The following is a 23,373-nucleotide window of genomic DNA, read 5'->3' on the forward strand; positions in this document are numbered from 1 at the left end:
CAGTGCTCACAAATCAGTTCATGCGCTACGAGGCCTGTCCCCGCCGGGCCGCTCGGAAAGGAGCTTCCAAATGACCACGGCCGCTGAGAAGCTCTCGCATGAATGGGTTATCGCCGCCTACGTCCCCGTGGACGCACAGGGCGCTGCATATGCACGCCGACGCGGTGTCTACCGCGTTCCGGCCACCACCAAGGTCTCCTCCGCCGAGGTGATGTGCATTCACTGCCGCAAGCCCTACGACGAGGCCCTGCACACCGAGTGCCCCGGCTCCGACCCCACCCTCCACGGCGGCCCCGTCGGAACCCGGAAGCGACGCACCCCCGAGGCGCACCCCGCCGGCACCCCCGCCGCGCCCGCCGTCCGCCTCGCCAGCACCTCGGGTGCGCGGCGCACCCCCGCCGCCAGCCACACCGGGACGCTAAGCAGCGGGGCTGCCTAGCCTGCGTGCCGTGACGACACCCAGCAGGCCCAGCCCGCGCACCAAGAACGACGTCGCGGGGCCCGCGCCCCCCCCCGGGGGGGGGCCCCCCCCCCCGCCGGGGGGCGGCCCCCCCCCCCCGGGGCGGCCCCCCCCCCCCCCCACCCCCCACCCCCCCCCCGGGCCCCCCCCCCCCCCCCGCCCCCCCCCGGGGCCCGCGACATCGCCGCCGTAGTCCTGTTCGCCCTCGGCGCGGCGGGCCTCAACGCCGCCGCCTACACCACGGACCCGCGGCTCGGCACGGCCTGCACCAGCCTGTGCGCGCTCACCGTCGCCACCATCCTCGGGCGCGACGACGAGCAGCAGTAGGAGGAGCCCCGCCCATGTCCCGCCGATGGTTCCCCACCCTGCGCAGCACTCCGCCGCCGGACACCAAGAGCGAGCCGAACTACACCCTCAACTGGTCGCCCGCCGGCATCGACCGGGCCCGGCCGTGGTCCGTTGAACGAGCCGTCCAGGACGGCATGGAACGCGCCGTGTGGATCTACAAGGCCGTGGACACCATCGCCAACCACGCCGCCGACCGGCTCCTGCGTGTGCGCCCACGCAGTGACAGCTCCGATGAGCCCCTGCCGCCGCTCGCCGACCACCCGCTGTACCAGGCGATGAACGTCAAGGCCAACCCCCTCGAGGTCGCCTGGATCCTCAAGAAGCGGGCGAGCATGCAGCTCCTGCTCAGCAAACGCGGCGTCTTCCTCGAGCCGACGTTCAGCCGGGGCGGCGACCTCCTGCGTATCGACCTCCTGCCCCCTGGGCGCACCAGGCCAGTCCCCGGCAAGGGTGCGGACCTCGTCTCCCACTTCGAAACCGTCACGCCGACCGGCGAACTGCGCACGCTCGACGTGGACCGGGTGCGATGGATCCGCAACCCCCACCCCCTCGACCCCTACTCCGGCATCACCCCGCTGGAGGCCGCCGGCCTGTCCGCCGACCTCGACTTCTTCACCCGCCACTACAACCTCAGCTTCGTCCACAACGACGCCCGGCCCGGCGGTGTCATCGGCATCGACGGCGACATGGACGATAGCGAACTGCGCCTGCTGCGCGCCAAGTTCGGCGGCGGGCCGTCAGCTGCCGGTGCCTGGACCGTGCTGACCGGCGGCAACATCACCGTCACCGACACCTCCACCACCCCACGGGACATGGCCTACGAGACCGTGTCCCTCAACTCCAAGGTCGAGCTCCTCGCCGCATTCGGCGTCCCCGAATCCCAGCTCGGCAACGCCAGCGGCCGCACCTACGACAACGCCCAGGCCGAGAAGCTGCAGTTCTGGGAAGTCACCATGCCGCCGCACCTGTCGCTGCTCGCCGCCGGCTTCCAGGAGGACGCCGGCGACGGCAACGAGGTCTACTTCGACACCTCCGACATCGACGTGCTGCGCAACGCCCGCTCCAAGCGCCTGACCGAGGCCCGCGAGGAGGTCGCCGCCGGCGTCCGGTCCGTCCGCTCCTACGCCGAACTCGCCGGCTACTCCGATGAGGTCGACGACACCCCGGCGACCCGCGCCCTGTGGCTCACCTCCGGCCGTACCCCGGTCCCCGCCCGCGCCGCCGACGCCCAGGCCTTCACCCCGGCCGCCACGCCGCCCACCAGCCAGCCACCACGTACGGCCAAGGCCCTCGACACCACCACCGACCTGTCGCTCGACCAGACCGCCGCCGAGACCCTTCACACCCGCCTGGACGACGCGCTCCAGACCCTCACTGTCCGCTGGACCGAACGTACCGTCGCCCGGCTCAGCGCCCCACGGCACCGCAAGGGCACCCGGCACTGGGACGACCGCGGTACCGAGGACACCCGGGCCGGCAGCAAGGACCTACCCGTCGAGCAGGTCATCGACGTAGCGACGTGGCAGCAGGAAGCGACCCAGGCCCTCCAGCCCCTCATCGAGCACGCCTCCGACGCCGCAGCGAACGAACTGAACGCCGCCCTCGGCTCAACCGGCACCAGTACGGTCACCGTCTGGCCCGCACTCGCCCCGCTGCTCACCGACTGGCTCGCCAAACAGGCCAGCGTCCTCGCCGAGGAAGTACGACAAGCCGACCGCGCAGGGAAGAACCTCACCGGCATCACCGACACCACCCGAGACTGGGGGCGCTCACTCGCGGCCTGGGCCACCAGCACGGCCAACCGCCTGGCCACCGCCACCATCGAGATCGCCCGAGACCAGGCCGCCGCCGCGACCGCCCGCGCCGGCCTCGTTCGCCGCTGGGTCGCCCACGACGACGGCCGGACCCGACCCGAGCACGAAGCCGCCGATGGCCAGACCCAACCGCTCGGACAGCCCTTCGCCGTCGGACAGGACCTGCTGCGCCACCCCGGCGACCCCCAGGCACCCCCGGGACAGGCCCTGAACTGCCGATGCCGCCTGGCATGGCGGATCCAGTACTGACCCCCCGTCAAGCCTGCCACGCACCCGCCCAGGGCCCGTGGCGGGCACGTGTGAGGATGGAGCATGAGCACCGGAACCCCACCCAGCGATCGGCAGCAGCTCAACGAGGACTGGATCCGCAGCCGACGCTGGGACATCCGCTACGCCAACGGCAACCCCGTGACCACGCTCGACGGCCTCGCTGAAGTGCTCGGCATCGATCGGCGCGAGGCGGCCCGCCGCGTCCTGACCCAGCCCTTCGGGAAGGCCGCCCCCCAGGAGCTGCTGGGCGAGGCCCATCAGGAGCCCGCAGCCGACCCGTCCTCCTGATCCCGCGCCCTCGCCGAACTGCGTAGGCCAGAACACGGATCGGCGGTCCTGCGACGCAGCGACGCTATCGGTGACTTCTTGGCACTGTGACCCCTCTGCCCCAGCGCTGCCGAGGGAGTGCCGTGCCGAACCCTGTCGTTCCTGCCATCCACCTGCGCCTCCGCGTGAAGCAGCAGCCCTTCCGCGAAAGTCTGCACCCTCGGGATGGCCAGGGGCGCTTCGCGCACACGCCAGGCGCCAGCACCGACCCGCTACTCGAGCGCATCCGGGCCGCCGCAGCTCGGCCCGCCCGCGGTCCACGCTCGCAGCCGCGGTTCGACGAGGAGGAACACGGCCTGGTGTTCCGGGACGGCGACAGCGAGCGCGTAGCGCAGGCATACAAGGCCAACGTCGTCGCCGGCCTGACCCAGGACCTAAAGGACGTACCAGACGATGCGCTCCTCGCAGAGAACGACCGCACCCGCCTGGCCAACGTCCAGAACGGCTACGCCACCGCACACCAGGACCCGGAGACCGGGCAGCTGCGCACCACCGGCCCCGGCAGCCCGCCCCCACACCCCTCGTGGACGCAGGTCAGCCCGGAAAAGGCCCGCGACCTCCTGCGATCGGAAGCCGCGAACCGCATGGTCGCGACCTGGGCGATGACCTCCAACGACGAGGACCCAGCCGCCCTCGCGCTTCAAGCAACCGCCCGCGACCACTTCGGCCTGCAGCCGGCCGCCGACTGGCCGAGCGTCGACCACCTCACGCAGGCCACCGCCGACCACCAGGCCGCCCACCGGTTCGCTCTCGAAGCGTTCCTCACCGCCATGTGGGACCGCACCCAGACCCACCTCGCCGAAGCCAACCTCGGCTCCCTCACGGTGTTCCGTGGCATGAGCACCCCCGACGGCAAACTGCCCGCCGGGTGGGCAGCCGACAGCAATACCCTCAACAACCCAGCCCTGCGCCCCCTCTCGGCGTTCTCCCTCGACCCCGACGTGGCCCACCAGTTCGCCACCGACGAGGGCCCCGGCATCGTCATGAGCGCCATCGTGCCCGCCGGGCGCATCATCGCGACCCCGGCCACCGGGATCGGCTGCCTGGACGAATCCGAGGTCGTCGTCCTGGCCGGCCCTGGCACCTGGCACTGGCAGCCCGCCGACTGACGCCTGCTCAGGGCATGCGCTCGGCGCGACGCTGCGCCCCTTCCGCTGCCAGCCTGCCGTGACCCACACCACCCGGCAGAAAGCAGCACGGTGTACGCCGAGCCCACCACTGTCACCCTGCGCCTGCGGGCCAAGACTCGCCCGTGGGACGAACACCGCCATCGTCGAGACAACCGCGGGCGCTTCGCCGAGCACGCCGGAACTGCCCCCGTCGCTCTCCCGCACACCCGAACCTCCGGCCAGCACGCCACCGACGCGCAGCTGCTCGGCAGCGGCCAACGCCCGGCCGGGAAGGTCAAGGCCGCCATGTGCGGTTCGCTTGCCCAGCGCATGAGCGCCATCACGGACGAGCAACTGCTTTCCGACCGGCAGCGCGACCGCCTCGCCCGAGTACGAGCCGGGCAACTCGCTGCCTACCAACACGAGTACGGTGCCAACGGGTACGCCGAGTACGTCGACCAGGCCGACCTGGACAGCAGAGCCCGCCAAGAGCCGTGGGGCTACACACGGATGACCGGCGACGAGTACCGCGACTTCGCCCGCGCCGAGGCCGTCTCCCACCTGGTGGCCGGCTGGGCCTCCACCGCCAACGATCACGACCCCAACGCCCTCGCGCTACAGGAGACAGCCCGCCGCCGCTTCAATCTCGCCGACTCGCTGCCCTGGGACCATGGCCACGAGGACCTGGAAGCCGAGACACAACAGGTTCTCGCCGAAGACGGCCACGTGCTGGACGCCTTCCTCATCGCCATGTGGGAGACCACTCAGGAGCACTTCGCCACCCTGGGAATCGACCACGTCACCGTGCACCGCGGCTTCACCGACGACTACGACGACACCCACACCAGGGAGATCGACGAGTCCGGCACCGTCACAGACCTCCCGCTCCGGCCGCTCTCCTCGTTCTCCACCGAGGACCACATGGCGGAGAACTTCGCCACGCAAGGCGGCGAGGTGTCCGGCTACGTCATGAGCGGCGACGTGCCGGTCACCCGCATCCTGGCCGTCCCAGGGACCGGGATCGGCTGCCTGGACGAGAACGAGGTCGTCGTCCTGGCCGGCCCCGGGGAGTGGCACGTCTACGAGGTGTACCCCGATGAGGCGGACGACTACTTCGACTGAGGCCAGGCGCGACCCAACACCCCACCGGCGCCTACGGTGGCCGGCACCAACCTCGGAGGAGCGACACGGTGGGAGCACGCACAGCCAGCGGCACGCTGGACCACAAGCAGGCGACCCTCGGCGTCCTGGAGACCGACGACGAGCAGGGCGCGTTCACCACGCTCGTGTCCGTCACCGGTCTCCTGGACCACGACGGCGACGTCATCGAGCCGGGCGCCTACGCCCGTACCCTGGCCGAGCTCACCCCCAAGGGGGTGTGGTCGCACGACTGGAACGTGTGGACGGCCCGCACCGAGCACATTGAGGAACTGCTGCCCGGCGACGCGCGTCTGCCCGCCACCCTCCCGGACGGGCAGCCGTGGCCCCCCGGGGCGGGCGCGCTGCTCGTCAAGGGCCGCTGCAACCTCGCCACGCAGGCCGGGCAGGACATGTACGCCAACCTGCAGTTCTTCAGCGACCAGGTTCAGTGGTCGATCGGCTACAAGGTCCGCACCGCCAAGCGCAGCAAGGGCGCCCGGCACATCACCGACCTCGACCTGTACGAGTACAGCCCGGTCCTGTTCGGCGCGAACCCGTACACCTCGACCCTCGACCTCAAGCGCCACCCGGACGCCAAGGCCCGCGGACTGCTGCGTGAGGCCGAGGTCGAACTCGCGCCGCTCGCCGGGACACTGGAAGAGTGCATCGACGCGATCACCGCCGTCGTGCAGCAGCGGCTTCTGCCGGCCAACACCGACGAGTTCGGCGGCGGAACTCTTCAGATCATCGGCACCTACCCGGACCGGGTGATCGCCTCCCTGTGGAAGTACACCGAGGGCGGCTTCGGTGCCACCACCTGGGAGGTGCCGTACACCCTGGACGGCGACGGCCAGCCGACCGCGGGGCCACCGCGTCCGGTGCACCTGATCCTGGACGTCGAAGGCAGCGCGGACGCCGCAGTCGCGCCGCTGGTACCGGATCTGGAACGGGTCGTGTCCCACCTCAAGACCCTCACCACGGTGGAGAGCAAGGAAGGCCGGGCCCTGTCCGGCGAGAACGCCGGCCGCCTGGCCACCGCGGTGCAGCACCTCGTCGCCGTACTCGACTCCGCCGGCATCTCCTGGCAGCAGACGGACGACGACCCGCCGCCGCAGAGCAAGCAGGCCGCCACGACCCTCCAGCTGAGCGAGATCAGCGCGGCCCTGGCCCTGTTCGCCGATGCCCACGAGGGCGCCAACGCGGCCAAGTGACGACGCGACCTTAGCCACAGCCCCGGCCTAGCTTCCCGGCACCAAGCACTAGACCGGGAGGACACCGTGCGAAAGAGGCATTGGAGCGAGCCGGGGGCGGACCGATGAAGCTCGTCTCCCGTTCCGAGTGGGGCGCGGCGCGGCCCACCGGCTCCTACATTCCTGTCAGCTCCACCAAGGGCGTGAAGATCCACTACGAGGGGTCCGCCGTCCCGGGCGCCCTCGCCAGCGACCACGGCCGCTGCGCCGGCCACGTCCGGGACATCCAGTCCTCGCACATGGCGAACCGGGACGAGGGATGGATCGACATCGCGTACTCGTTCGTCGTCTGCCCGCACGGCTACGTGCACGAGGGACGCGGCCTCCACCGCAAGAACGGCGCGAACGGAAACGGGCCCCTGAACGCGGGCCACTACGCGGTGTGCGCCATGGTCGGCACCTCCGGCATCACATCGCCAACCGACGCGATGCTCGACGGGCTGGTCGACGCCATCGAGTACTGCCGCAGCGAAGGCGGCGCCGGCAGCGAAGTCCGGGGCCACCGAGACGGGTACGTCACCGACTGCCCCGGCGACGACCTGTACGCATGGATCCAGCAGGGCGCGCCCAGGCCTGGCGGCTCGGGAGCGGAGCCGGCGCCGGTGCCGCCGTCCGGCCCGTCGGCCGCTCCGCCCTTCCCCGGCCGGATCCTGCGCCTCGCCGAACCGATGCTGCACGGCTCCGACGTGCAAACCGCGCAGACCCGGCTGATCGAACGCACCTGGAACGTCGGCCCCGACGGCGCGGACGGCTGGTACGGGGAGCACACCCGATCCACCGTCGTCGCCTTCCAGCAGGACTCCACGGCCAACGGCTGGCCACTGGACGACGACGGCGAGATCGGACCGCTCACCTGGGCGGCCCTGTGGGACCGGCCCGTCACCCGCTGAAACGCCGCAGCGCCCCCACCAGAACGGTGGGGGCGCTGCGGGGTTGCGAACACGGAAGCGACGCGGCTACCAGGCGTGCCGCCTGCCGCTCGCGAGTACCCCGCGCGCCCGGTTGATCGGCGGATCCCAGCTCCGCCCGGTCGTGGCGCCGGAGATCGTGGCGACGGACACCCCAAGACGCTCGGCGAGGTCCGCGCTCGGGAAGTTCCCCCGAGCCAGCACCCGGCCCCGATACGCCTCCCGGGTCAGCTCTCCCAGCGAGCTGGTCGCCCATGTGGCCAGGACCCGGTAGCCCTCACGCACCCAGAACTGCTCCTCGACCCGCCGCACCGCATCCGGCAGACCCGAGTCCGTGCTGTCCGACCAGACGGCCGGAGCGATCAGGTGGCCGGCGGCGTGCTCCTCGGCGGCCCGAACGTCCGCATGGATTTGCACCTGCGGCGTGAGGAGCGGGAAGGCCAGGGCCGTGAACCAGCCCTCTTCCGTTCGAGCCAGGCAGCCCCACGCCCCACGCACCTGCGCCCTCGGCCACAGCGACCACGCAGCGAGCTGGTGCATCCACGCCTCCGCTCGCCCTTCCACCGCGCATGGCCCGTGCAGCGCCGTCTTTCCACCCGGCCCGGCAACGCGCAGCACCCAGCCCGCGACCGAGGAGAGCACCTGGTATCGGGCCCCAGCCACAGCCAGTTCGATGCCTGGCTGACCGGCCGGCACCGCAGTCAGGTCAAGGTCTCCCGGAACCTGCGGTAGGTCGGGACGGGGGAAGGGATACACGTCGGCACTCCGATCGTCGGTATCGGTATCGGTATCGGCCGAGCCCTAGCCCAGCCGGTCCAACGCACAGCGGGACCGCTCTCCACAGTCACCAACCTGACCCACCCTGGGAACACCCAACTTCGCTTACCGGCGCAAGAGTTGCGGCGAAAGAGCGGGGCGGAAGGCGATGCCCGCCAACAGGCAGCGGCTCGACGCGACACTAAGGGCGGGACGCTCCTACGGTGTGCCGATCGCCGTGGCGCACCGGTGCTGACCGGGCGCACGACGTGACACCCCTTCGCCCCGCACTGGCGGGACGGCACGGCCCAACCCCAAGGAGCGTCACCTCGTGACCGCCGACAAGAACCGGCTCAAGGAACTCAACGCCGCGCTGCGCACCAAGGCCGCCGAGCTCGACACCATCAGCAACGCCTTCACGATCGAGGACGGCGGAGTCACCGTCTCCACCGAGAAGGCCGCCGCCTTCCGAAAGACCCTCGGCGAGGCCCAGGCGATCAAGCAGCTGATCGCCGACCTCGAGGGCGCCGCCAGCATCGAGACCTTCCTCAACGAGCCCGCCAGCCAGCCCTACGCCCCCCAGGACGCCGCACTCGCCGCCCGCCTCGGCGCCGGACAGGCCAAGAGCCTCGGCCAGCGCTTCCTCGACTCCGACGAGTTCAAGGCGCTCAGCGCGGCCGGCTTCCGCGGCTCGTTCGACGAGATGGTGACCGTCGACGGCCACGCCCTCGACCAGCTCAGCAAGGACATCTTCAGCCGGTCCGCCGGCACCGCCTCCGTCCTCGGCCTCGGCACCCCCGAGCGCCTGGATATCGTCCCCCGCGCCGTCCGGCCCGGGCGCGTCCGCGACCTCTTCCCCTCGCAGACCACCACCGCGAACCTGCTGTACGGCGTGCGGGTCACCGGCTTCACCAACGCGGCCGGCATCATCCCCGAGCGCGCCATGGAGGTGCCGCCCGGCGGCGGAGCGGCGGTGGAGGTGTTCGCGCGGGCCGGCCAGTCCAACCTGACCTTCAAGACGGTCACCTACCCGGTCGCCGAGATCGCGCACACCATGCCGATCCACAAGAACACGCTGGCCGACGAACCACGGCTGCGCGACCTGATCGACAGCGAGATGGTCGACGGCGTGAAGATGGCCGAGGACAACGAGATCCTCTACGGCCCGGGCGGCGACGAGAGGATCACCGGCATCGTCAACACCCAGGGCGTCCAGACCTACGCCCAGGTGGACCCGGACAAGCAGTCCGCCGCCATCCGGCGAGCCGCAACCCGCGCGTTCCTCGCCTACTTTCCGCCGACCGGCATCGTCCTCCACCCCTTCGACTTCGAGGACTTGGAGCTGGAGACCGACAACCAGGGCGCCTACCGTGTCGCAGTCAACGTCGCGGTCGGCGCGCAGAAGGTCGTCTGGCGGCTCGCCGTCGTGGACTCCATGGCGATCAACGAGGGCAAGTTCCTCATCGGCTCGTTCGGGCTCGGCGCCCGGCTCTACGACCGCGAGCAGGTCTCCGTCCAGATCTCCACCGAGAACCGCGACAACTTCGAGCGGGGCGTGGTGACCGTGCGCGGCTCCGAGCGCGTCGGCCTCGAGGTGCCCCGCCCCGAGTCCTTCGTCTACGGCACCTTCAAGGCGACCCCCTGATGGCCGCCCGCAAGCCGCCCGTGAAGGCGGCCGCCAGCACGGCCAAGCCGCAGGACACCCCCGAGGCCAGCCCGCCCGGCATGGAGCTGTCGGCCGCCGCCCCGCTCGAACCGCCGGCGGCGGCCCACGCGTCGGAGCCCGCGCCCAATCCCGAGCCGCCGACGCAGACCGGGATCACCGCCCACCAGCCCCTGGTCATCGACCACATGGAGCTCGTGGGCGAGGACGGCAGCGAGCTGCCGCACGACCTCGCCGAGCTGTTCGACCTGACCCACCCCGAGTGGACCGTCGTCTACCCGCGCCTGCGGATCTACCAGCGCCGCACCTACACCGGCAGTCAGCGGACCGTCACCCAGCTTCTCTACACCCCCGCCCAGTCCATCCCCCGGGCTGAGTTTGACCAGCTTCGGATGGCCCTTGGCTGGGACTGACCTGCCGAAAGCCTGAGCCCGCTCTCTAGCAAGGGGGCGGGCTCAGGCATGCGAAAGGCGCGAGCCTCTTGTTGTGACCCAAGGTCAACTTGGCGTCTTCCGAACAGTCTTCCGTGTTGAACCAGGTCCGCTGGCCGCGCCAGGAAGGTACCTTCCGAGGAGAAACCAGAGGAGGGGCGAGATGGGCCAGTGGCAGGACTTTACGACGGGCGAACGCCTCAAGGTGCTCAGGGGCAAAGAGACACAGGACAGCGTGGCGGCGCGCAGCATGCTGTCCCTGCACACCGTCCGGAAGGCAGAGCAGAACGGCAACGTGTCGCTGCCGACCCTCCTGCGGCTGGCTGAGGCCTACCACACCGACGTCGCCGTGATCCTCGGCCAGCAATCTCCACGGCGGGGCATGAGCCCGGACGACCGGGCAATGCTCCGCGAGCTGTCCCGAACCGTCCACGACACTGCGGCCGGCATCCTGATGGACCCTGCCGAAGGCGTCGCACCCGGCCCTGCAGACCTCGCCGAGGCCGCCTCCCGGATGTGGAGGGTGTACTGGCGGGGGGCCTACACCGACGCCGGTGCCCTCGCCGCGCCATTCCTCCGCTCGGTAGCGCTTTACGCCCATGCCGCTCCAGCGGACCAGCAGGCAGCAGCAAGCGCGCTCCTGTCCGATGGGTACCGGGCAGCCGGCCTGATCGCCAACTTCCTCGGCGCGCGGGACCTGGCCTATGCCGCAATCGGCCACGCCATCCGCTACGCCGACCTGGCGGCCGACCCTGTGCGGAGCTCGATGCTGGGCTCGGCTCGTGCTCGTGTCCTCCTGCGGGACGCCCGAGTAGATCAAGCCCTGCGCGAAGCGGAGGGCGCGGCCGCCCGGAACGAGCCGACCTTCTCCGAGCAGGGGTCGGCGCTTCTGGCGGCCTACGGGAAGAACATCACCTTCGCCGCCGTCGCCGCCTCACGGCTCGGCGACTCCGCCCGCGCGGCAGACCTTCTGTCCCAGGCCCACGCTGTGGCCGCCCGCCTTGGCCGGGACATCTACAGAAACGGGATGCAGTTCGGCCCCTCGTACGCCGGCGCCCAGGCCGTCAGTGTGAACGTGTCACTGGGCAACGCGGGACGCGCGCTGGAGATCGCCGGACGGTTCGACCCGAGCGGGCTTACCCAGGCAGCGCACAACCGAATGATGCTCGACGTCGCCCTCGCGCAGTGTGACGCGCGGCAGTGGGACACCTCACTGGACACCCTCCTCGAGGTGTGTTCGGCTCACCCGGAGTGGTCGCGCCACCAGGCGATCCCAGGTGTCATCATCCAGAGGGTTGGCCACGCCAGCACGAGCCGTATCCGGAAGTTGTCCGCCATCCTGGGCACCTCTCCAACCGTCCGCTAGTCCCTCGGTCTCTGAACCACCTGCATTGGAGCGCACGTTGTCCTACCGCGGCCTGATCCTCGACTTCGCGGGAGTGATGACCACTCCCATTGGGCAGTCGTCCCGGGCCTGGTGCGCTCGCGAGGGGCTGCCTGCGGACACGTGGCGCAGCACCCTGGAGGACGACCCGGTGGGGCGCGCGCTGTACGTGGAGCTGGAGCTCGGCCGGATGCCGCAGGCAGAGTGGAACCGGGGGACTGCGGCGATCATGGGAGTGGAGCCCGACAACCTGATGGGGCGGGCGCACTCCAAGGTGCGGGCCGTCCCTGCGATGGTCGAGCTGGTTCAAAGGGCCCGGGACGCTGGAATCGTGGTGGCCCTGCTGTCGAACTCCTACGGCTTCGACCCCTACAACCCGTACGTCGAGACCGGGGTATGGGACCTGTTCGACGTGCGAGTCATCAGCGGCGAAGAAGGCATCGCAAAGCCCGACGTCGCGATATACCAGCGTGCTCTGGACAGGATGGATCTGCCCGCCGGGGACTGCATCTTCGTTGACGACCACCCGGCGAACCTTGTGCCGGCCGAAGGGCTGGGCATCGCCACGGTGTTCGCCGACGGACCGGAGATTGCAGGAAGAGTCGCACGCATGCTCGACCTCGACCCCGTTGAATGGGCTGCCGCCGCAACCTCGTAGAGGCGACCCACAAAGGACAGTTGACGGAAGGTTGCGGGACTCTTACGCGCCGTATGACTTCGGGCCTGCGTGATCTCTGGAAGTCGTACGGGCCGCAGGTTCACTGAACGCGATGGACCCGTGACAGTAGGGGCATGTCTTCGGAAGTGCCTCAGCCTCGATCTCCGGGCCGTGTCTCGGTCGCGCTCTACATCGCGGCTGCCGACGGTGACCCGGGCGGGGAACTGGCGAACCACTGCCGCCAGTACGCCGACGCCCGTGAATGGGTCATTGCCGCATCCTTCAGTGACGCCGGCCTGTTCGGCGACCTGGACGAGCGCCCGGGCTGGCAGGGCGTCACCGCCTTGCTGCCGGCGGGGCGAGCGAGCGGCATCGTGACGTGGACCCGGTCGATGGTGGCGCACACCCCGGAAGCGTGGAAGCACCTGACGGAGCTCATCGCGGACCGCGGCTCCTTCCTCGCCTCCGGCTCGCTCGACACCCCGGGCCAACGGCTCTACACCGGCGGGGTTCACAGGCTTCCGCCGTCCAGGCCGCGACGCGGCCGCAGCCCGGGGCCGGCCGACGACCCGCTGTGAGTGGTCGACCAGTGAACCGCGCCGTCCCCTAGCCCACGCCTTGGATGACCGTGGTCAACGGCCATCTGGCCCTACTGCCCTAGCACCCGCTTCATCCCAAGTCCACGGCCTCGGAGGAACTGTCATGCGCACAACCAGCACGCAGGTGATCGCCGCGAGATTCTGCGCAGTCGGGCAAGCCCGCCGAGAGATCGTGCAGCTCGTGAAGGACCTCGGCATCACCCTTGAGACCGGCGAGGCGTCCACCGTCGAAGCCTGCCTCTCTGAGCTCATCGCCAACGCCGTCCTTCACGGCTGCGGCGGCGAGGCACAGGATGAGAGCGCCGCGATCACGTACGGCGTGCGGATCCTGCCGAAGGCCGGCCGGATCAGGTTCTGGGTCGCCGACCCCGGCCCCGGCCTGCCGCACCCGACGAAAGCCGGTCCGAACGCCACGAGCGGCCGTGGCCTCGCCCTCGTCGACAGCATGTCCGACGGCCTCGGATGGCAGCCCGGACCGATCGATGAGGCCCCAACGAGTGCCAAGGTCGTCTGGTTTGAGATAGCTGCCTCCTCGCTCGCCCCCGATGGTGAGGGCGCGGTCAGTCGGCTCGAGGGGGAGACGAATGCGGCCGAACAACTGCCCCAGGTTCTGCGACTGCTTACGGGGCTTGTCGCCGGCCACGGTCCGGGCCGCCAGTCGATCCGCAGGAGGACTGCGTTCGGCCGTCGTCTGGGCCTGACACCCGCGCTATCCCAGAGCGCGGCATGAGGGCCATCACGAGGGTCATCCGGCGTTTACGGCCCGGGGGGCCCGGGGGGGGGGGGCCCCCCCGGGGGCCGGGGGGGGGCCGGGGGGGGCCCCCCCCCCCCCCCCCCCCCCGCGGGCCGCCCCCCCCCCCCCGGGCGCCCCCCCCCCGGCGGGGTTCGCCCCGGCCGGGGGGCCCCCGGGGGGGCCCCCCCCCCCCCCCGGCCGGGGGGGGCCCCCGGGGGGCCCCCCCCCGGGGCCCCGGGCCACCCGACAGCCCAACCCGAGCGTGTTCACGCGCCAGCGGCCCTGGGTACCCACCGAGCCGTTCTGGTGCACCGTGACCGCCTACTACAGCTCAGGGCACCCTTTACGGCTGTGGAGCGGCGGAGCCCCGGACGTGCGCCTGGCCACGCGTGAGTTGCGGAGGCAGGTCGAACGCCTGGTAGCTCAGCTCGAACTGCCCGACGACAGCGCGCCGGTGGCGTGGCTCGGGAGCCATGCGAGCGCCGGCCGAACGATGGACGACTTGGCTGCCGGCCGCAGCCACGCCGTCACCTTCACCCACGGCCACGTGACCTACGTCCTCACGGCTGCCACCAGCGACGGCACGGAGCAACGCCTGCCCGGTCGCGGAGTCCCCTGCCCCGCCTGACCCAGGAAGGACGAGCGCGATGCTCACGACAGCCCCTCGGCGCCCCCACCCTGCGCCCGCCCACGTCCTTGGCGCGCGTTGGCTCGCATCGGCCAACCGGCAGGCCGCTACCGCGTTCACGGAATGGCGCGCCGGCCAGTTGGCGGCGATCGAGACCGGCCGCCGGTTCAACGTCGTTCGCGTCACCGACCAGCGCCTCGGTATTGCGGCGCTCCAGGACATGCAGCTGGCCGGCGTCGTGGTCGGCCCCGTCCTGCTCAACCGCCCTCGGCACGCTGTCGAGTTTCTGATCGCCCTGCGCCAGGGTGAGCACTGGCAGATGCGGGACTTGGAGCTGATCGCACGAGCCGTGGACGGTTCGCCGGCGGTCACGGTAGCGATGCCCGCCCCGGGCCTGCCCCGTACTCAGGGCAGAACCTGGCTGGTCCCGCCCGACGGCCGCCAGTTCCTGACCCACCCGCACAACCTCGCCAACGCGCTACGCCGAGCCCGCACCCAGCTGCGACGGCCCCCCGCACGGCGTCCCTGAATCCCCCGTCCCGACCAGTTGGCGGCTCCACTGGCCGGGACGGGGCTGCACCCCGGTCCCCACAACCCCCGAGGACCGGGGGCGGGCCTGGCCAACTCCGACAGGCCGACCCGCAGCCGGCGGTCCCCGGGCGCGAGCGCGCGCCCGCGAAACACGCAGCGCCCCCCCGGGGACCCGCCGGCCCCACTCCTTCAACCATCCCGATAGGCCCAAGGACAGAGACCATGCTCGTTGACACCACGTCGTTCCGACCACGAGCACTGCTCCCCGCCGAGCGGGCCCGAGTCCTCGCACAGGCGGCGATGAAACCCGGACAGGCAGGGGCGAACGCGCGGGGCCGGCACAACGTGGTCTCCAGCCGCGGACTACCGACGCTGTGGACCAAGGACGTGCAACTGCGACCGGTCATCATTGCCGTCCCCGAGGAGAGCGAGCTGCAGTTCCTCCCCAGCCTCCTCGACGGGTTCCTTCAGGTCGGACCACCACGTCTGCCTGAACACCTCGCGCCCGTGCTCGTGCTGTGCCTGCCCACCAGCGCTTCCCCGCTCTGGTTGCACGCCGAAAGCGACGTGATCGTGGCGTCGGCGTGCGACCTCGAGGAGCGGCCGGTCCTGCTCGCGGCCGCCGATCTGTTCCTCGCCAGCTCAGCGGAGACCACCCGCGCGGTCCATGAGGCAATGGCCACCGCCCTGCCAGTGATCGGCACAACCGGTGGAAGCCTGGAACGGGAGATCACGACCGGCGGCCACGATGCGAACGGCTGGCTCGCGGACCGAGGGGACCCCAATGCCCTCGCCCGCGCGATCGTTCAGGCGTGTCTGTACCGGCCCGAGCGGATGCGACGCGGCACGGCAGCCGCCGAACAAATCCGCAGCCAGGCCCGGCGCGACAGCAACGGCCAGCCCTCCCAGACTTCCTTGTCCTCGCCGCGTCCAACTGCCCGGTTCGGCAGCGGCAGAGCGTGGGGATCGAGGGGGCCCGCCCGTTCGGGCAGCAGCACGAGGCCCCGCCCAGCCAGGCTCGTTGAACCCGGCGCGTACCGACACGAAGGGGAGCCCCTCTTGAACACCACTCCGCCCGATTCTGACTCCCCGCAGGCCCTGCGCGCCGGCCTCGTCAAGCAGCTGCGCGACCAGGGCGCGATCCGCACCGACCGGGTCGCCGACGTCATCGGCCTGGTTCCCCGGGAGCTGTTCGCCCCCGAGGCGCAGCTTGCCGACGCCTACGACCCGAAGCGCGCCGTGGTCACCAAGCGAGACCGGGATGGGCTGGCGCTCAGCTCCGTCTCGGCCGCCGACGTGCAGGCGTTCATGCTCGAGCAGGCGAACCCGCAGCCGGGCGAGAAGGTGCTGGAGATCGGCTCCGGCGGTATGAACGCCGCCTACCTCGCCGAACTCGTCGGCCCCGACGGCACCGTGACCAGCATCGACATCGACCCTGAGGTCACCGACCGGGCCCGGCGGCTCCTTGCGGAGGCCGGCTACGAGCGGGTCCACGTCGTCACCACCGACGGCGAGTTCGGCGTCCCGGACCGGGCCCCGTTCGATCTGATCGAGGTCACGGTCGGCGTGCCCGACATCCCGCCGGCCTGGTTGGAGCAGCTGACGCCCGGCGGGCGGATCGTCGTCCCGCTGCGTGTCCGCGGCCTGATGCGCTCCTTCGTCCTGGTCCGCGAAGGCGACCACCTGGTCAGCCGCGGCTACGAGCTGTGCGGCTTCGTGCCGATGCAGGGCGCCGGGGAGCAGCGCGAGCGCCTGGTGCTGCTGCACGACGTGCCGAACGAGGAGGTCGGGCTGCGCTTGGACAACGGCGACCAGGTCGATGTCGAGGCTCTGCGCGCGGCGCTGTCCTCACCCCGCCAGGAGGTGTGGTCGGGGGTCACGGTCGGCGGAGAGGAGCCGATCGACGACCTCGACCTGTGGCTGGCCGCCGCCCTGGATGGTCACGCCCGGCTGACCGCCACCGTCGGCGCGCGCGACAAGGGCCTCGTCGCGTCCGCCTCGCCCCTCGATCTCGCCACGCTCGTGGCCGGCAGCACCTTCGCCTACCGCACCGTGCGAGCCGTGGACGAGAGCCGGACCCGCTTCGAGCTCGGGGCGTTTGGCCACGGCCCGGCCGCCGCCGCAGCCGCCGCCGGGCTGGTGAAGGAGATCCGCTCCTGGGACCAGGACCACCGGGGCGGCCCCGGCGCCCGCATCGAGGTCCACCCCGCCGGCACACCCGACGACCGACTCCCGGCGGGCCGCGTGGTCGACAAGACCCACACCCGCATCACGATTTCCTGGCCCGGCAAGCAGCCGTAGACCGGCAAGGCCAAGGGCCAGGTTGGCACCACCCGTCATTCCGTCAACTCCACAAGGAGGAATCGCACATGAAGAACACGCAGATCAACGACTTCGAGCTGGACGTCACGCTCGTCGAGCAGGGCCCGGTCATCGCCGAGCTGATGAGCAGCACCGACGACGGCTGCGGGCAGACCTGCGCGAGCGCCTGCTCGAACAGCACCTGCGTCGCCTGACCGAGCGGAGTGCCGAGGCCCAGCCGGGCCCCGGCACTCCGGGTGATCCGACCATCCGACGTAGAACATGGGGGTAGGGATGTTCCGGGCCGTAGACGCGGTTCTGCTGCGAGCCGCCGCCAACAGCGAGACGACCGCCGGGCCATGGCCGGACCTGAGCGGCGAAGACCCGCCGGACGGCGCCGCGTGGCAGCGGTGGCTGGCCGACCCGTGCTCCTCACCCCGCCGTGACCTGCGGGCTCATGCGCTCATCGGGACTTTGAACAATTATTTCGATCCCAGTCGCACAGAAGAACCCCGAGGGCGTCGTGTCAAAACCGACGGATGCGGCGGTCCGTCTTTAGCGGGCCCACGGCTACAGGTCGTGTTCCTTGCCAAGCCAACTAAAGGCTTTCAGAAGGACACTTATCGCCGTCTCTATCAAAGTAGCGAATGCTTCTTCTGTGTATTCGGCATGGCCATCCATATCAAAGGACCATGATAGCCATGCGGGTGCATCGCCATCCGGGAGCACTACGGCGGCGGCAGGTCGTCGAAACCGGAAGTTCCATGCATTTGCGGCGCCAATAGCTCGCGGTATGTGCTCCTCCTGGAGGTAGCGGTCGTCAGTGGCTGTGAGATTTATCCATCGCCCCTCGGGAGCCAGTTTGATTTGAACAACGCGATCGGCCCCCCCGAAATGGAAATACAATGCACCGTCATCCTCTGTGTGCAGGTGATAATTCTCCCCTCCTGCCCATTTGGTTACCATTTCCTTCCAGTGATCCCCAAGGAGCATCGGTTGTTCCTCCACCCATCATTCACCTGGCCCGAGACAGGAAGGCGCCGGAAACGCTATGGCGCAGTTGCGAGAGTCGTCAAACCGGCCCAGTGCCAGGGAGTGCCCTGATCGTCTGGGGCGTGAGTGCGAATATAACCCCGTTGCGCCTCCCGTAGCGAGTGGGATGCTGCCTTTCCCGTAGCCATATTGCGGTAGCATGAAGCAAGGAGTGCACCCGTGGCGTAACTTGGCACCGAATATAGCGCCGCAATAATTGAAGTGGCACCCCGAGTGAGAGCTACCGTCGGTAGCCCAATCGGTTCCTCTCCAGGGGCGAATTCGAGATGTCCCGCCCAGCACGCCCCAAGAACCACACTTGGGGGCATGCGAAGATTGAGCAGCCCGGCGGCTGACAGTGGAAACGTCGATGTGAGCCATAGACTGTGGGCCAATCCTGATTGACCGTCCCCGTGTGCGGAAAGCACTCCCAGGCGGTATTTCTGGCCATTTCTGAGCTTGCTCACCAGCTCTTTGGGGTCAGTCTCTTCGTCCAGACGCCCCGCTGGATAGTCTCCGATGAGTTGTCTCCGCTCGAGATCCGCGCCCTCAATGCCATGCAGATAGATGATGGCACGGCTAGGGCTGTCATCTTCGACCGTTTCCTCGATACCGACGCTCGACTGGATCATGCGCAAGGATGGGAGCAGGCTAAGCGCGGCGTAGTCGATCAGAAATCGGTCACCGAGGGCGAGAGCCGCGAACGGCAGCCCCCATAGCTCTCGCGAGGGCACGATGAAGAGAGTTGGTGGTGGCTCATCGCCGTCTGGGTCAATGCTGGCCAGGTAAGCGCGCAGCCCAGCTGGCATCAGTCGCTCACCCAACTCCGTTCGCCATGGATGCGAAGGGTCAAGCAGCAGAAGTTGCCCCGCACCCTGGTCGCCTTCCGAAGCTGTCAAGGCAGTGAGCCATTCCACCTGCCTTCGTTCCAGTGTGTGAAGTTCTATCTGTGGAGCCATGGCGGCATCTGGCGGGACCCACACCGTCGCCAACATTCTGCCGCCCGGACCTTCGCCCTCGTAGTGGAACAAACTAAGCACGAGCGCGTGGGCGTGCGCTGGCAAACGGCTCCGCAGCTTATGAACATCAACTGGATCGGGGGCGAATGCCTGCCGGAAGGCGTTACCAACCAGTGTCGCCAAGTCCGCGTAGAGTCCCTTGATTCTCCGCACGTATTTCTCGCGAGCATCTTCCAGTTCGGCCGGGTCCGGAACTGGCATCCCGCTCAGACCTTCTGGCGGCGGATCGAAGACAGCGGCGGCGGCCGCTTGCACATCCTCCAGTTCGGCCAACACCTGGCGCACGTGGACAGGTGCCTCTTTCTCCGTGGTGTGGAGATGTAGCAGTGCGGATATAGCCTCCCCCCGCCCGATCTCAGCAATCTCTAGTCCCGCATACCCGTCCTGGCGCAAGGAGGCCAGGGAGAGCGCTAGCCGATCCCAACTGCCAGTCCCGGCAAGGTAGCGGGCACGGTATGCGGCACTACCAAGGCGAACCCGAAGATATTCTCGGGCCCGTATAGCCTCCAGTGCCGGTTCCAGTGCCGCTGGCCATTGCTCCCGTGGCCCAGCCATGATGGCCTTAGCAGCGAGCATGTGGGCTGATGCTACAGTCGGTACGCTCCCTGCCCCCTTGGCTAGCCGCAGTGCCCGCTGAGCAAAGTGATAGGCCTCTTCCGGATTCTCTTCAAGCGCAAGCTCACCAAGTAGATGGTGGAGGTTTGCCTGCGTCACGAGATCATCGGATGCCTCGGCAAACGCTAAGCCCCGACCGCAGTGCCAACGGGCTTCCTGAGCGTTGCCCGTACCCACCAAATCACCTATTAGGAAGTGGGCAACACCGAGGGCCTGAGGGTCCTCCAAGGCTGCGGCAACCGCCTGGGCTCGTTCCATGTGCGACCGAGCCTCTTGCGAATCCCCATTTCGGTCGGCCAGAACGCCCAGAAGAAGGTGGATGCGGCCTTGCACGCTCAATGATTCGGCCGTCTCAGCCCGTTCTGCGGCTAACAGCAGCCAGCGTCGGGACTCGGCGTCATCGCCTCGCTCGAGAGCTATCTCGCCGAGAAGGTGGAGGCTGCGTCCCTGGCCCTCGACGTCCTCAGCTCGCTCCGCCAGAAGAAGTGCCTGCGTGGCGTGATCGTGCGCGAGGCGGAGATTGCCCTCCCCTTCCGCGAGCTGGCCAATCAGGTAGTTTACACGTCCCTGTCCCTGCACATTGCCTGTCGCCTCGGCAAGTGCGAGGGACTGGTTGGCGTGGGCGTGCGCAGCGCGGAAATCGCTACGGCCGTGTGAGACCTGGCCGAGCATGTAGTGGGCATTTTGTTGGCCTAGTAGGTCGCCGTTTGCTTCAGCCAGCTCAAGTGACTGCTGCAGGTGCTCTAACGCAAGCTCGTGATCTCCACGTTGCAAAGCCCAGTCACCCAGTAGATAGTGGGCGTTACCTTGCTGGAACAGGTCTCCATTCGCGGTTCCTATCTGAAGGGAATCTTCAAGGAGCCGCGAGGCCTGATCCATGTCTCCCCGCTGCATGGCTAGCCAGCCAAGAAGTAGGAGCGCCTGCCCTCGCAATATGTCAGAACCGTCTCCCAGCCTGAGCGCCTCCTCTGCGTGACGTTGTGCGCGCGCCAGATTCCCTCGTTGATGAGCCAGGTGCCCCAGCACCCGGTGGGCAAGACTCTGGCCGGCCTGGTCTTTGGCCAGTTCAGCAAGCATTAGAGCCCGCTCTGCATGTGCCTGTGCGCGCGCGAGGTCTCCTCGCAAGTCGGCCAGGGATGCGAGCTGTTGATGCACGTATGCCTGATGTCCTGGGAGGTCACGGAAAAGCGGAAGTGCCGCAGCCGCAGCCTGAGCAGCCGTATCCAGACTGCGACCAGCCTCGTACAGCTCGTACGACAGCTTGATCAGCGCCATGCCGCGATCCCGAGGTGGTTGCCCACCGCGCGCCATCAGCCGGTATAGGCGGGTCACATCCAGCGGGTGCTCACCCGCACCCTCGCCGTTGGTAGTCATGTCCACCTCCGAGATTGCAGCCCCGGTGGAGGGGGAGGGCTTAACGGCGTGTGTGTGCGGGTTGGTCCGCCACCCATCGTCAGCCGGCAGTGTCGCGGCGCCACCGACCTATATGCGCTAGTGATCCACTTCTAGAGTAGTTTCACCCTAGCTAGCCGCAACTCGGGGTTGCCCGGATGCGAGTCGTAGTGCGGCAGGGTTGCGTCTTCTTCAGATCTTCCCGTGCCCATGGGCCGTAGGTGTGCGACCGCAGTGATCACGTGTTGGCCACTGGGCCGAGGGGATCGACCCTCCATGAGCGGAGACCCCTATGCCGGCAGAAGCGAGCGTTGCTCCTGTTCGTGCTGGCCCCTGAATTGTCCCTCGAAGGTCACCCGTCCAACGTTGTCCGGCCGAACGGGCTACCTGCACGGCGCGTCATCTCTGACCTTCGGGAAAGCCCTTCGATTGCACACAATCCTGGGACATGGTCCTATCCAATGGGTGCTTGAGGATCGGCAGCATGACCGATGACGTAGTCCGTGACAGAGTCCTCGACGCGGCGCGAGCGCTACGTGGTGACCTGGAGGGCGTGTTTGGTCCACTTGAGCAGCACCCCGAAGCGGTTGCGCTTGATGAGCGGCTTGCTGCATTGCTGTCGGCCTCAGGCGCTGGCGCGGAGGTCAAAGAAGAACTACGTGATCTCCTTCTCTCGCAAGTGGAGACTCGGGGCTGGTTTCTCGGGTTCCTGAGTCACGGCATTCCACCGGACCTGGTAGCCACCCGTGCGTCTGGCAGTCCGGCGGGGGCCGGCGCACCGCCGGTGGGGGGAGGTGGACCGCCAGGCCTGGGGGAGCCGGTACGAGCTACGCGGTTTTGCTGTCCCCTGGGAGACCTGGTCTGGTATCAACGTTCAGTGGGGCAACGAGTACCTGAATGCCGTACTCATAATCTTGAGCTTGGTCCGTGCTGACCGAGCTGTGGAAGGGCATCGGCGGGAGGTTAGCTGATCGGTTCCTCGGATTGGCCACCCCTGCCGTCCTCTTCTGGCTGACAGGACTTGCAGCCTACGCATGGGCGCAAGGCGACACCAGGGCCGTGCAGCGGGCTGCGCGTTGGTTCGATGCACGGCCTGTGCTGGTGCAGATCATCATCATCGTAGCGATTCTTGCGGCGGTCACTGCGACTGCCATCCTCGTTGCTCAGCTCAGCAACCCCTTCTTGCGTTTCCTTGAGGGCTACTGGCCGAGCCTGGCGGCTCCCGTACACGCCTTCTTCGTCTCAAGGCAGAGCACCCGCGTCACCGACTGGGACAGCGAGTGGCAGCAGCTTCAGCAAGCGGTGCAATCTGGAACAGCCTCCCCGTCGCAAGTGGATAGAGCGTTGGCTCTTGAGCGGTACTTGCGGGAGTATCCAGCTGATACGGCCCGGCTACTCCCCACCAGGCTCGGCAATATTCTTCGCGCCGCTGAGCTCCGACCGGTGACTCACTACGGATTGGACGTCGTGCATTGCTGGGGGGCGCTCTGGATGGCCCTGCCTGACCACCCACGAGGCGAACTCACAACAGCACGAGCTTCCCTGGATTCAGGAGTTCGGTCCCTCATCTGGTCTCTGCTAATCCTGTGCTGGACACCCCTCGCATGGCCAGCCGCGCCAGTCTCAGCTGCTCTTGCTGCAGCAATCTGGCTGCTGGTATTGCCGAATCGTGCGCGTCTATACGCGACCGTCTTGGAAGCGGTCGTCCACGTGCACCGCCGCACGCTCTACGATGCGCTGCTCTGGCCACCGCCTCGTACACCCGCGGACGAACCAGCAACGGGAGCTGCTGTAACGCAGTACATCTGGAGAGGATCGGCAGGCCATCATCCAAACTTTCGGACTCCTTGAGCAATGGTGTGATCCGCTTTGTGAGGCATCCGATCTTAGGAGCTTTGGCCTCGGATAGATGTTATTGGTGCAGAGAGTGTGCGAATGAACTGAGGTTTCACTCTGCGGTTTGACTAGGGCTGTTTCAAAGTCCCGATGAGCGTATGCTTCCGGA

The 23,373-nt window shown here is 68.8% G+C and carries 20 protein-coding genes and 1 pseudogene; 18 read left to right on the top strand and 3 right to left on the bottom strand.

What is annotated here, in order from left to right; all coding sequences use genetic code 11:
* The first annotated feature begins 70 nt into the window (after positions 1-70).
* The 7 genes from ACIBH3_RS24750 (at position 71) to ACIBH3_RS24780 (ending at position 7,608) form a co-directional block, all read left to right on the top strand.
* Positions 71-439, top strand: a complete 369-nt coding sequence (locus ACIBH3_RS24750) for a hypothetical protein (protein WP_396314249.1) — start codon at positions 71-73, stop codon at positions 437-439.
* 362 nt (positions 440-801) lie between these two features.
* Positions 802-2,871, top strand: coding sequence for a phage portal protein (locus ACIBH3_RS24755; protein ID WP_396314250.1), 2,070 nt, complete (start codon positions 802-804; stop codon positions 2,869-2,871).
* A 63-nt stretch (positions 2,872-2,934) separates the two neighbouring features.
* The gene (locus ACIBH3_RS24760; protein ID WP_396314251.1) at positions 2,935-3,180 is read left to right on the top strand and encodes a hypothetical protein; all 246 of its coding nucleotides are present in this window, start codon (positions 2,935-2,937) and stop codon (positions 3,178-3,180) included.
* Positions 3,181-3,518: 338 nt separating this feature from the next.
* The gene (locus ACIBH3_RS24765; protein ID WP_396314252.1) at positions 3,519-4,328 is read left to right on the top strand and encodes a hypothetical protein; all 810 of its coding nucleotides are present in this window, start codon (positions 3,519-3,521) and stop codon (positions 4,326-4,328) included.
* Positions 4,329-4,418: 90 nt separating this feature from the next.
* Positions 4,419-5,450, top strand: a complete 1,032-nt coding sequence (locus ACIBH3_RS24770; RefSeq protein ID WP_396314253.1) for a hypothetical protein — start codon at positions 4,419-4,421, stop codon at positions 5,448-5,450.
* Between the two features lie 68 nt (positions 5,451-5,518).
* Positions 5,519-6,679, top strand: a complete 1,161-nt coding sequence (locus ACIBH3_RS24775; RefSeq protein WP_396314254.1) for an HK97 family phage prohead protease — start codon at positions 5,519-5,521, stop codon at positions 6,677-6,679.
* 104 nt (positions 6,680-6,783) lie between these two features.
* Complete coding sequence (locus ACIBH3_RS24780) at positions 6,784-7,608, top strand: N-acetylmuramoyl-L-alanine amidase (protein ID WP_396314255.1); 825 nt, start codon at positions 6,784-6,786, stop codon at positions 7,606-7,608.
* Between the two features lie 66 nt (positions 7,609-7,674).
* Here the strand turns inward: ACIBH3_RS24780 and ACIBH3_RS24785 are convergent, their stop codons facing one another.
* Positions 7,675-8,166 carry a hypothetical protein gene (locus tag ACIBH3_RS24785; protein WP_396314256.1) on the bottom strand — a complete coding sequence of 164 codons (492 nt, stop codon included), beginning with the start codon at positions 8,164-8,166 and terminating at the stop codon, positions 7,675-7,677.
* Positions 8,167-8,713: 547 nt separating this feature from the next.
* On the opposite strand from ACIBH3_RS24785, the gene ACIBH3_RS24790 reads away from it, so the two are divergent.
* The 11 genes and pseudogenes from ACIBH3_RS24790 to ACIBH3_RS24840 all read left to right on the top strand — a co-directional run bounded on the left by ACIBH3_RS24790 (position 8,714) and on the right by ACIBH3_RS24840 (position 17,525).
* On the top strand, positions 8,714-10,027 hold the full coding sequence (locus ACIBH3_RS24790; RefSeq protein WP_396314257.1) for a phage major capsid protein: 1,314 nt from the start codon (positions 8,714-8,716) through the stop codon (positions 10,025-10,027).
* Positions 10,027-10,458, top strand: a complete 432-nt coding sequence (locus ACIBH3_RS24795) for a hypothetical protein (protein WP_396314258.1) — start codon at positions 10,027-10,029, stop codon at positions 10,456-10,458. Before ACIBH3_RS24790 ends, ACIBH3_RS24795 begins: the two co-directional genes overlap by 1 nt.
* Before the next feature lie 181 nt (positions 10,459-10,639).
* Positions 10,640-11,842, top strand: coding sequence for an XRE family transcriptional regulator (locus ACIBH3_RS24800; protein WP_396314259.1), 1,203 nt, complete (start codon positions 10,640-10,642; stop codon positions 11,840-11,842).
* A 25-nt stretch (positions 11,843-11,867) separates the two neighbouring features.
* Positions 11,868-12,518, top strand: a complete 651-nt coding sequence (locus ACIBH3_RS24805; RefSeq protein WP_396314260.1) for an HAD-IA family hydrolase — start codon at positions 11,868-11,870, stop codon at positions 12,516-12,518.
* 134 nt (positions 12,519-12,652) lie between these two features.
* Positions 12,653-13,096, top strand: a complete 444-nt coding sequence (locus tag ACIBH3_RS24810) for a hypothetical protein (RefSeq protein WP_396314261.1) — start codon at positions 12,653-12,655, stop codon at positions 13,094-13,096.
* A 124-nt stretch (positions 13,097-13,220) separates the two neighbouring features.
* Positions 13,221-13,847, top strand: coding sequence for an ATP-binding protein (locus ACIBH3_RS24815; RefSeq protein WP_396314262.1), 627 nt, complete (start codon positions 13,221-13,223; stop codon positions 13,845-13,847).
* Between the two features lie 265 nt (positions 13,848-14,112).
* Positions 14,113-14,478: a hypothetical protein gene (locus tag ACIBH3_RS24820; protein WP_396314263.1), complete on the top strand. Its 366-nt coding sequence runs from the start codon at positions 14,113-14,115 to the stop codon at positions 14,476-14,478.
* Between the two features lie 19 nt (positions 14,479-14,497).
* Entirely contained in the window at positions 14,498-15,007 is a 510-nt protein-coding gene (locus ACIBH3_RS24825; RefSeq protein WP_396314264.1) for a hypothetical protein, read from the top strand.
* Positions 15,008-15,309: 302 nt separating this feature from the next.
* Positions 15,310-15,858, top strand: a pseudogene (locus tag ACIBH3_RS24830) (glycosyltransferase); the annotation flags it as partial.
* A gap of 210 nt (positions 15,859-16,068) precedes the next feature.
* Positions 16,069-17,310, top strand: a complete 1,242-nt coding sequence (gene fxlM, locus ACIBH3_RS24835) for a methyltransferase, FxLD system (RefSeq protein ID WP_396314314.1) — start codon at positions 16,069-16,071, stop codon at positions 17,308-17,310.
* A gap of 68 nt (positions 17,311-17,378) precedes the next feature.
* Entirely contained in the window at positions 17,379-17,525 is a 147-nt protein-coding gene (locus tag ACIBH3_RS24840; RefSeq protein ID WP_148643543.1) for an FxLD family lanthipeptide, read from the top strand.
* Positions 17,526-17,880: 355 nt separating this feature from the next.
* Here the strand turns inward: ACIBH3_RS24840 and ACIBH3_RS24845 are convergent, their stop codons facing one another.
* Positions 17,881-18,318: a hypothetical protein gene (locus ACIBH3_RS24845; RefSeq protein WP_396314265.1), complete on the bottom strand. Its 438-nt coding sequence runs from the start codon at positions 18,316-18,318 to the stop codon at positions 17,881-17,883.
* 41 nt (positions 18,319-18,359) lie between these two features.
* The gene (locus ACIBH3_RS24850) at positions 18,360-21,350 is read right to left on the bottom strand and encodes a CHAT domain-containing protein (protein ID WP_396314266.1); all 2,991 of its coding nucleotides are present in this window, start codon (positions 21,348-21,350) and stop codon (positions 18,360-18,362) included.
* Positions 21,351-23,373: the final 2,023 nt, after the last annotated feature.

The organism is Kitasatospora sp. NPDC050543 (assembly GCF_044457565.1).
Lineage (GTDB): Bacteria > Actinomycetota > Actinomycetes > Streptomycetales > Streptomycetaceae > Kitasatospora.

Bases quoted from the DNA above. Each gene is read 5' to 3' on its own strand.
- ACIBH3_RS24825 (WP_396314264.1), top strand. From the start codon at position 14,498: ATGCTCACGACAGCCCCTCGGCGCCCCCACCCTGCGCCCGCCCACGTC.
- ACIBH3_RS24785 (WP_396314256.1), bottom strand. From the start codon at position 8,166: ATGCACCAGCTCGCTGCGTGGTCGCTGTGGCCGAGGGCGCAGGTGCGT.
- ACIBH3_RS24755 (WP_396314250.1), top strand. From the start codon at position 802: ATGTCCCGCCGATGGTTCCCCACCCTGCGCAGCACTCCGCCGCCGGAC.
- ACIBH3_RS24800 (WP_396314259.1), top strand. From the start codon at position 10,640: ATGGGCCAGTGGCAGGACTTTACGACGGGCGAACGCCTCAAGGTGCTC.
- ACIBH3_RS24810 (WP_396314261.1), top strand. From the start codon at position 12,653: ATGTCTTCGGAAGTGCCTCAGCCTCGATCTCCGGGCCGTGTCTCGGTC.
- ACIBH3_RS24815 (WP_396314262.1), top strand. From the start codon at position 13,221: ATGCGCACAACCAGCACGCAGGTGATCGCCGCGAGATTCTGCGCAGTC.
- ACIBH3_RS24795 (WP_396314258.1), top strand. From the start codon at position 10,027: ATGGCCGCCCGCAAGCCGCCCGTGAAGGCGGCCGCCAGCACGGCCAAG.
- ACIBH3_RS24780 (WP_396314255.1), top strand. From the start codon at position 6,784: ATGAAGCTCGTCTCCCGTTCCGAGTGGGGCGCGGCGCGGCCCACCGGC.
- ACIBH3_RS24750 (WP_396314249.1), top strand. From the start codon at position 71: ATGACCACGGCCGCTGAGAAGCTCTCGCATGAATGGGTTATCGCCGCC.
- ACIBH3_RS24850 (WP_396314266.1), bottom strand. From the start codon at position 21,350: ATGACTACCAACGGCGAGGGTGCGGGTGAGCACCCGCTGGATGTGACC.
- ACIBH3_RS24840 (WP_148643543.1), top strand. From the start codon at position 17,379: ATGAAGAACACGCAGATCAACGACTTCGAGCTGGACGTCACGCTCGTC.
- ACIBH3_RS24760 (WP_396314251.1), top strand. From the start codon at position 2,935: ATGAGCACCGGAACCCCACCCAGCGATCGGCAGCAGCTCAACGAGGAC.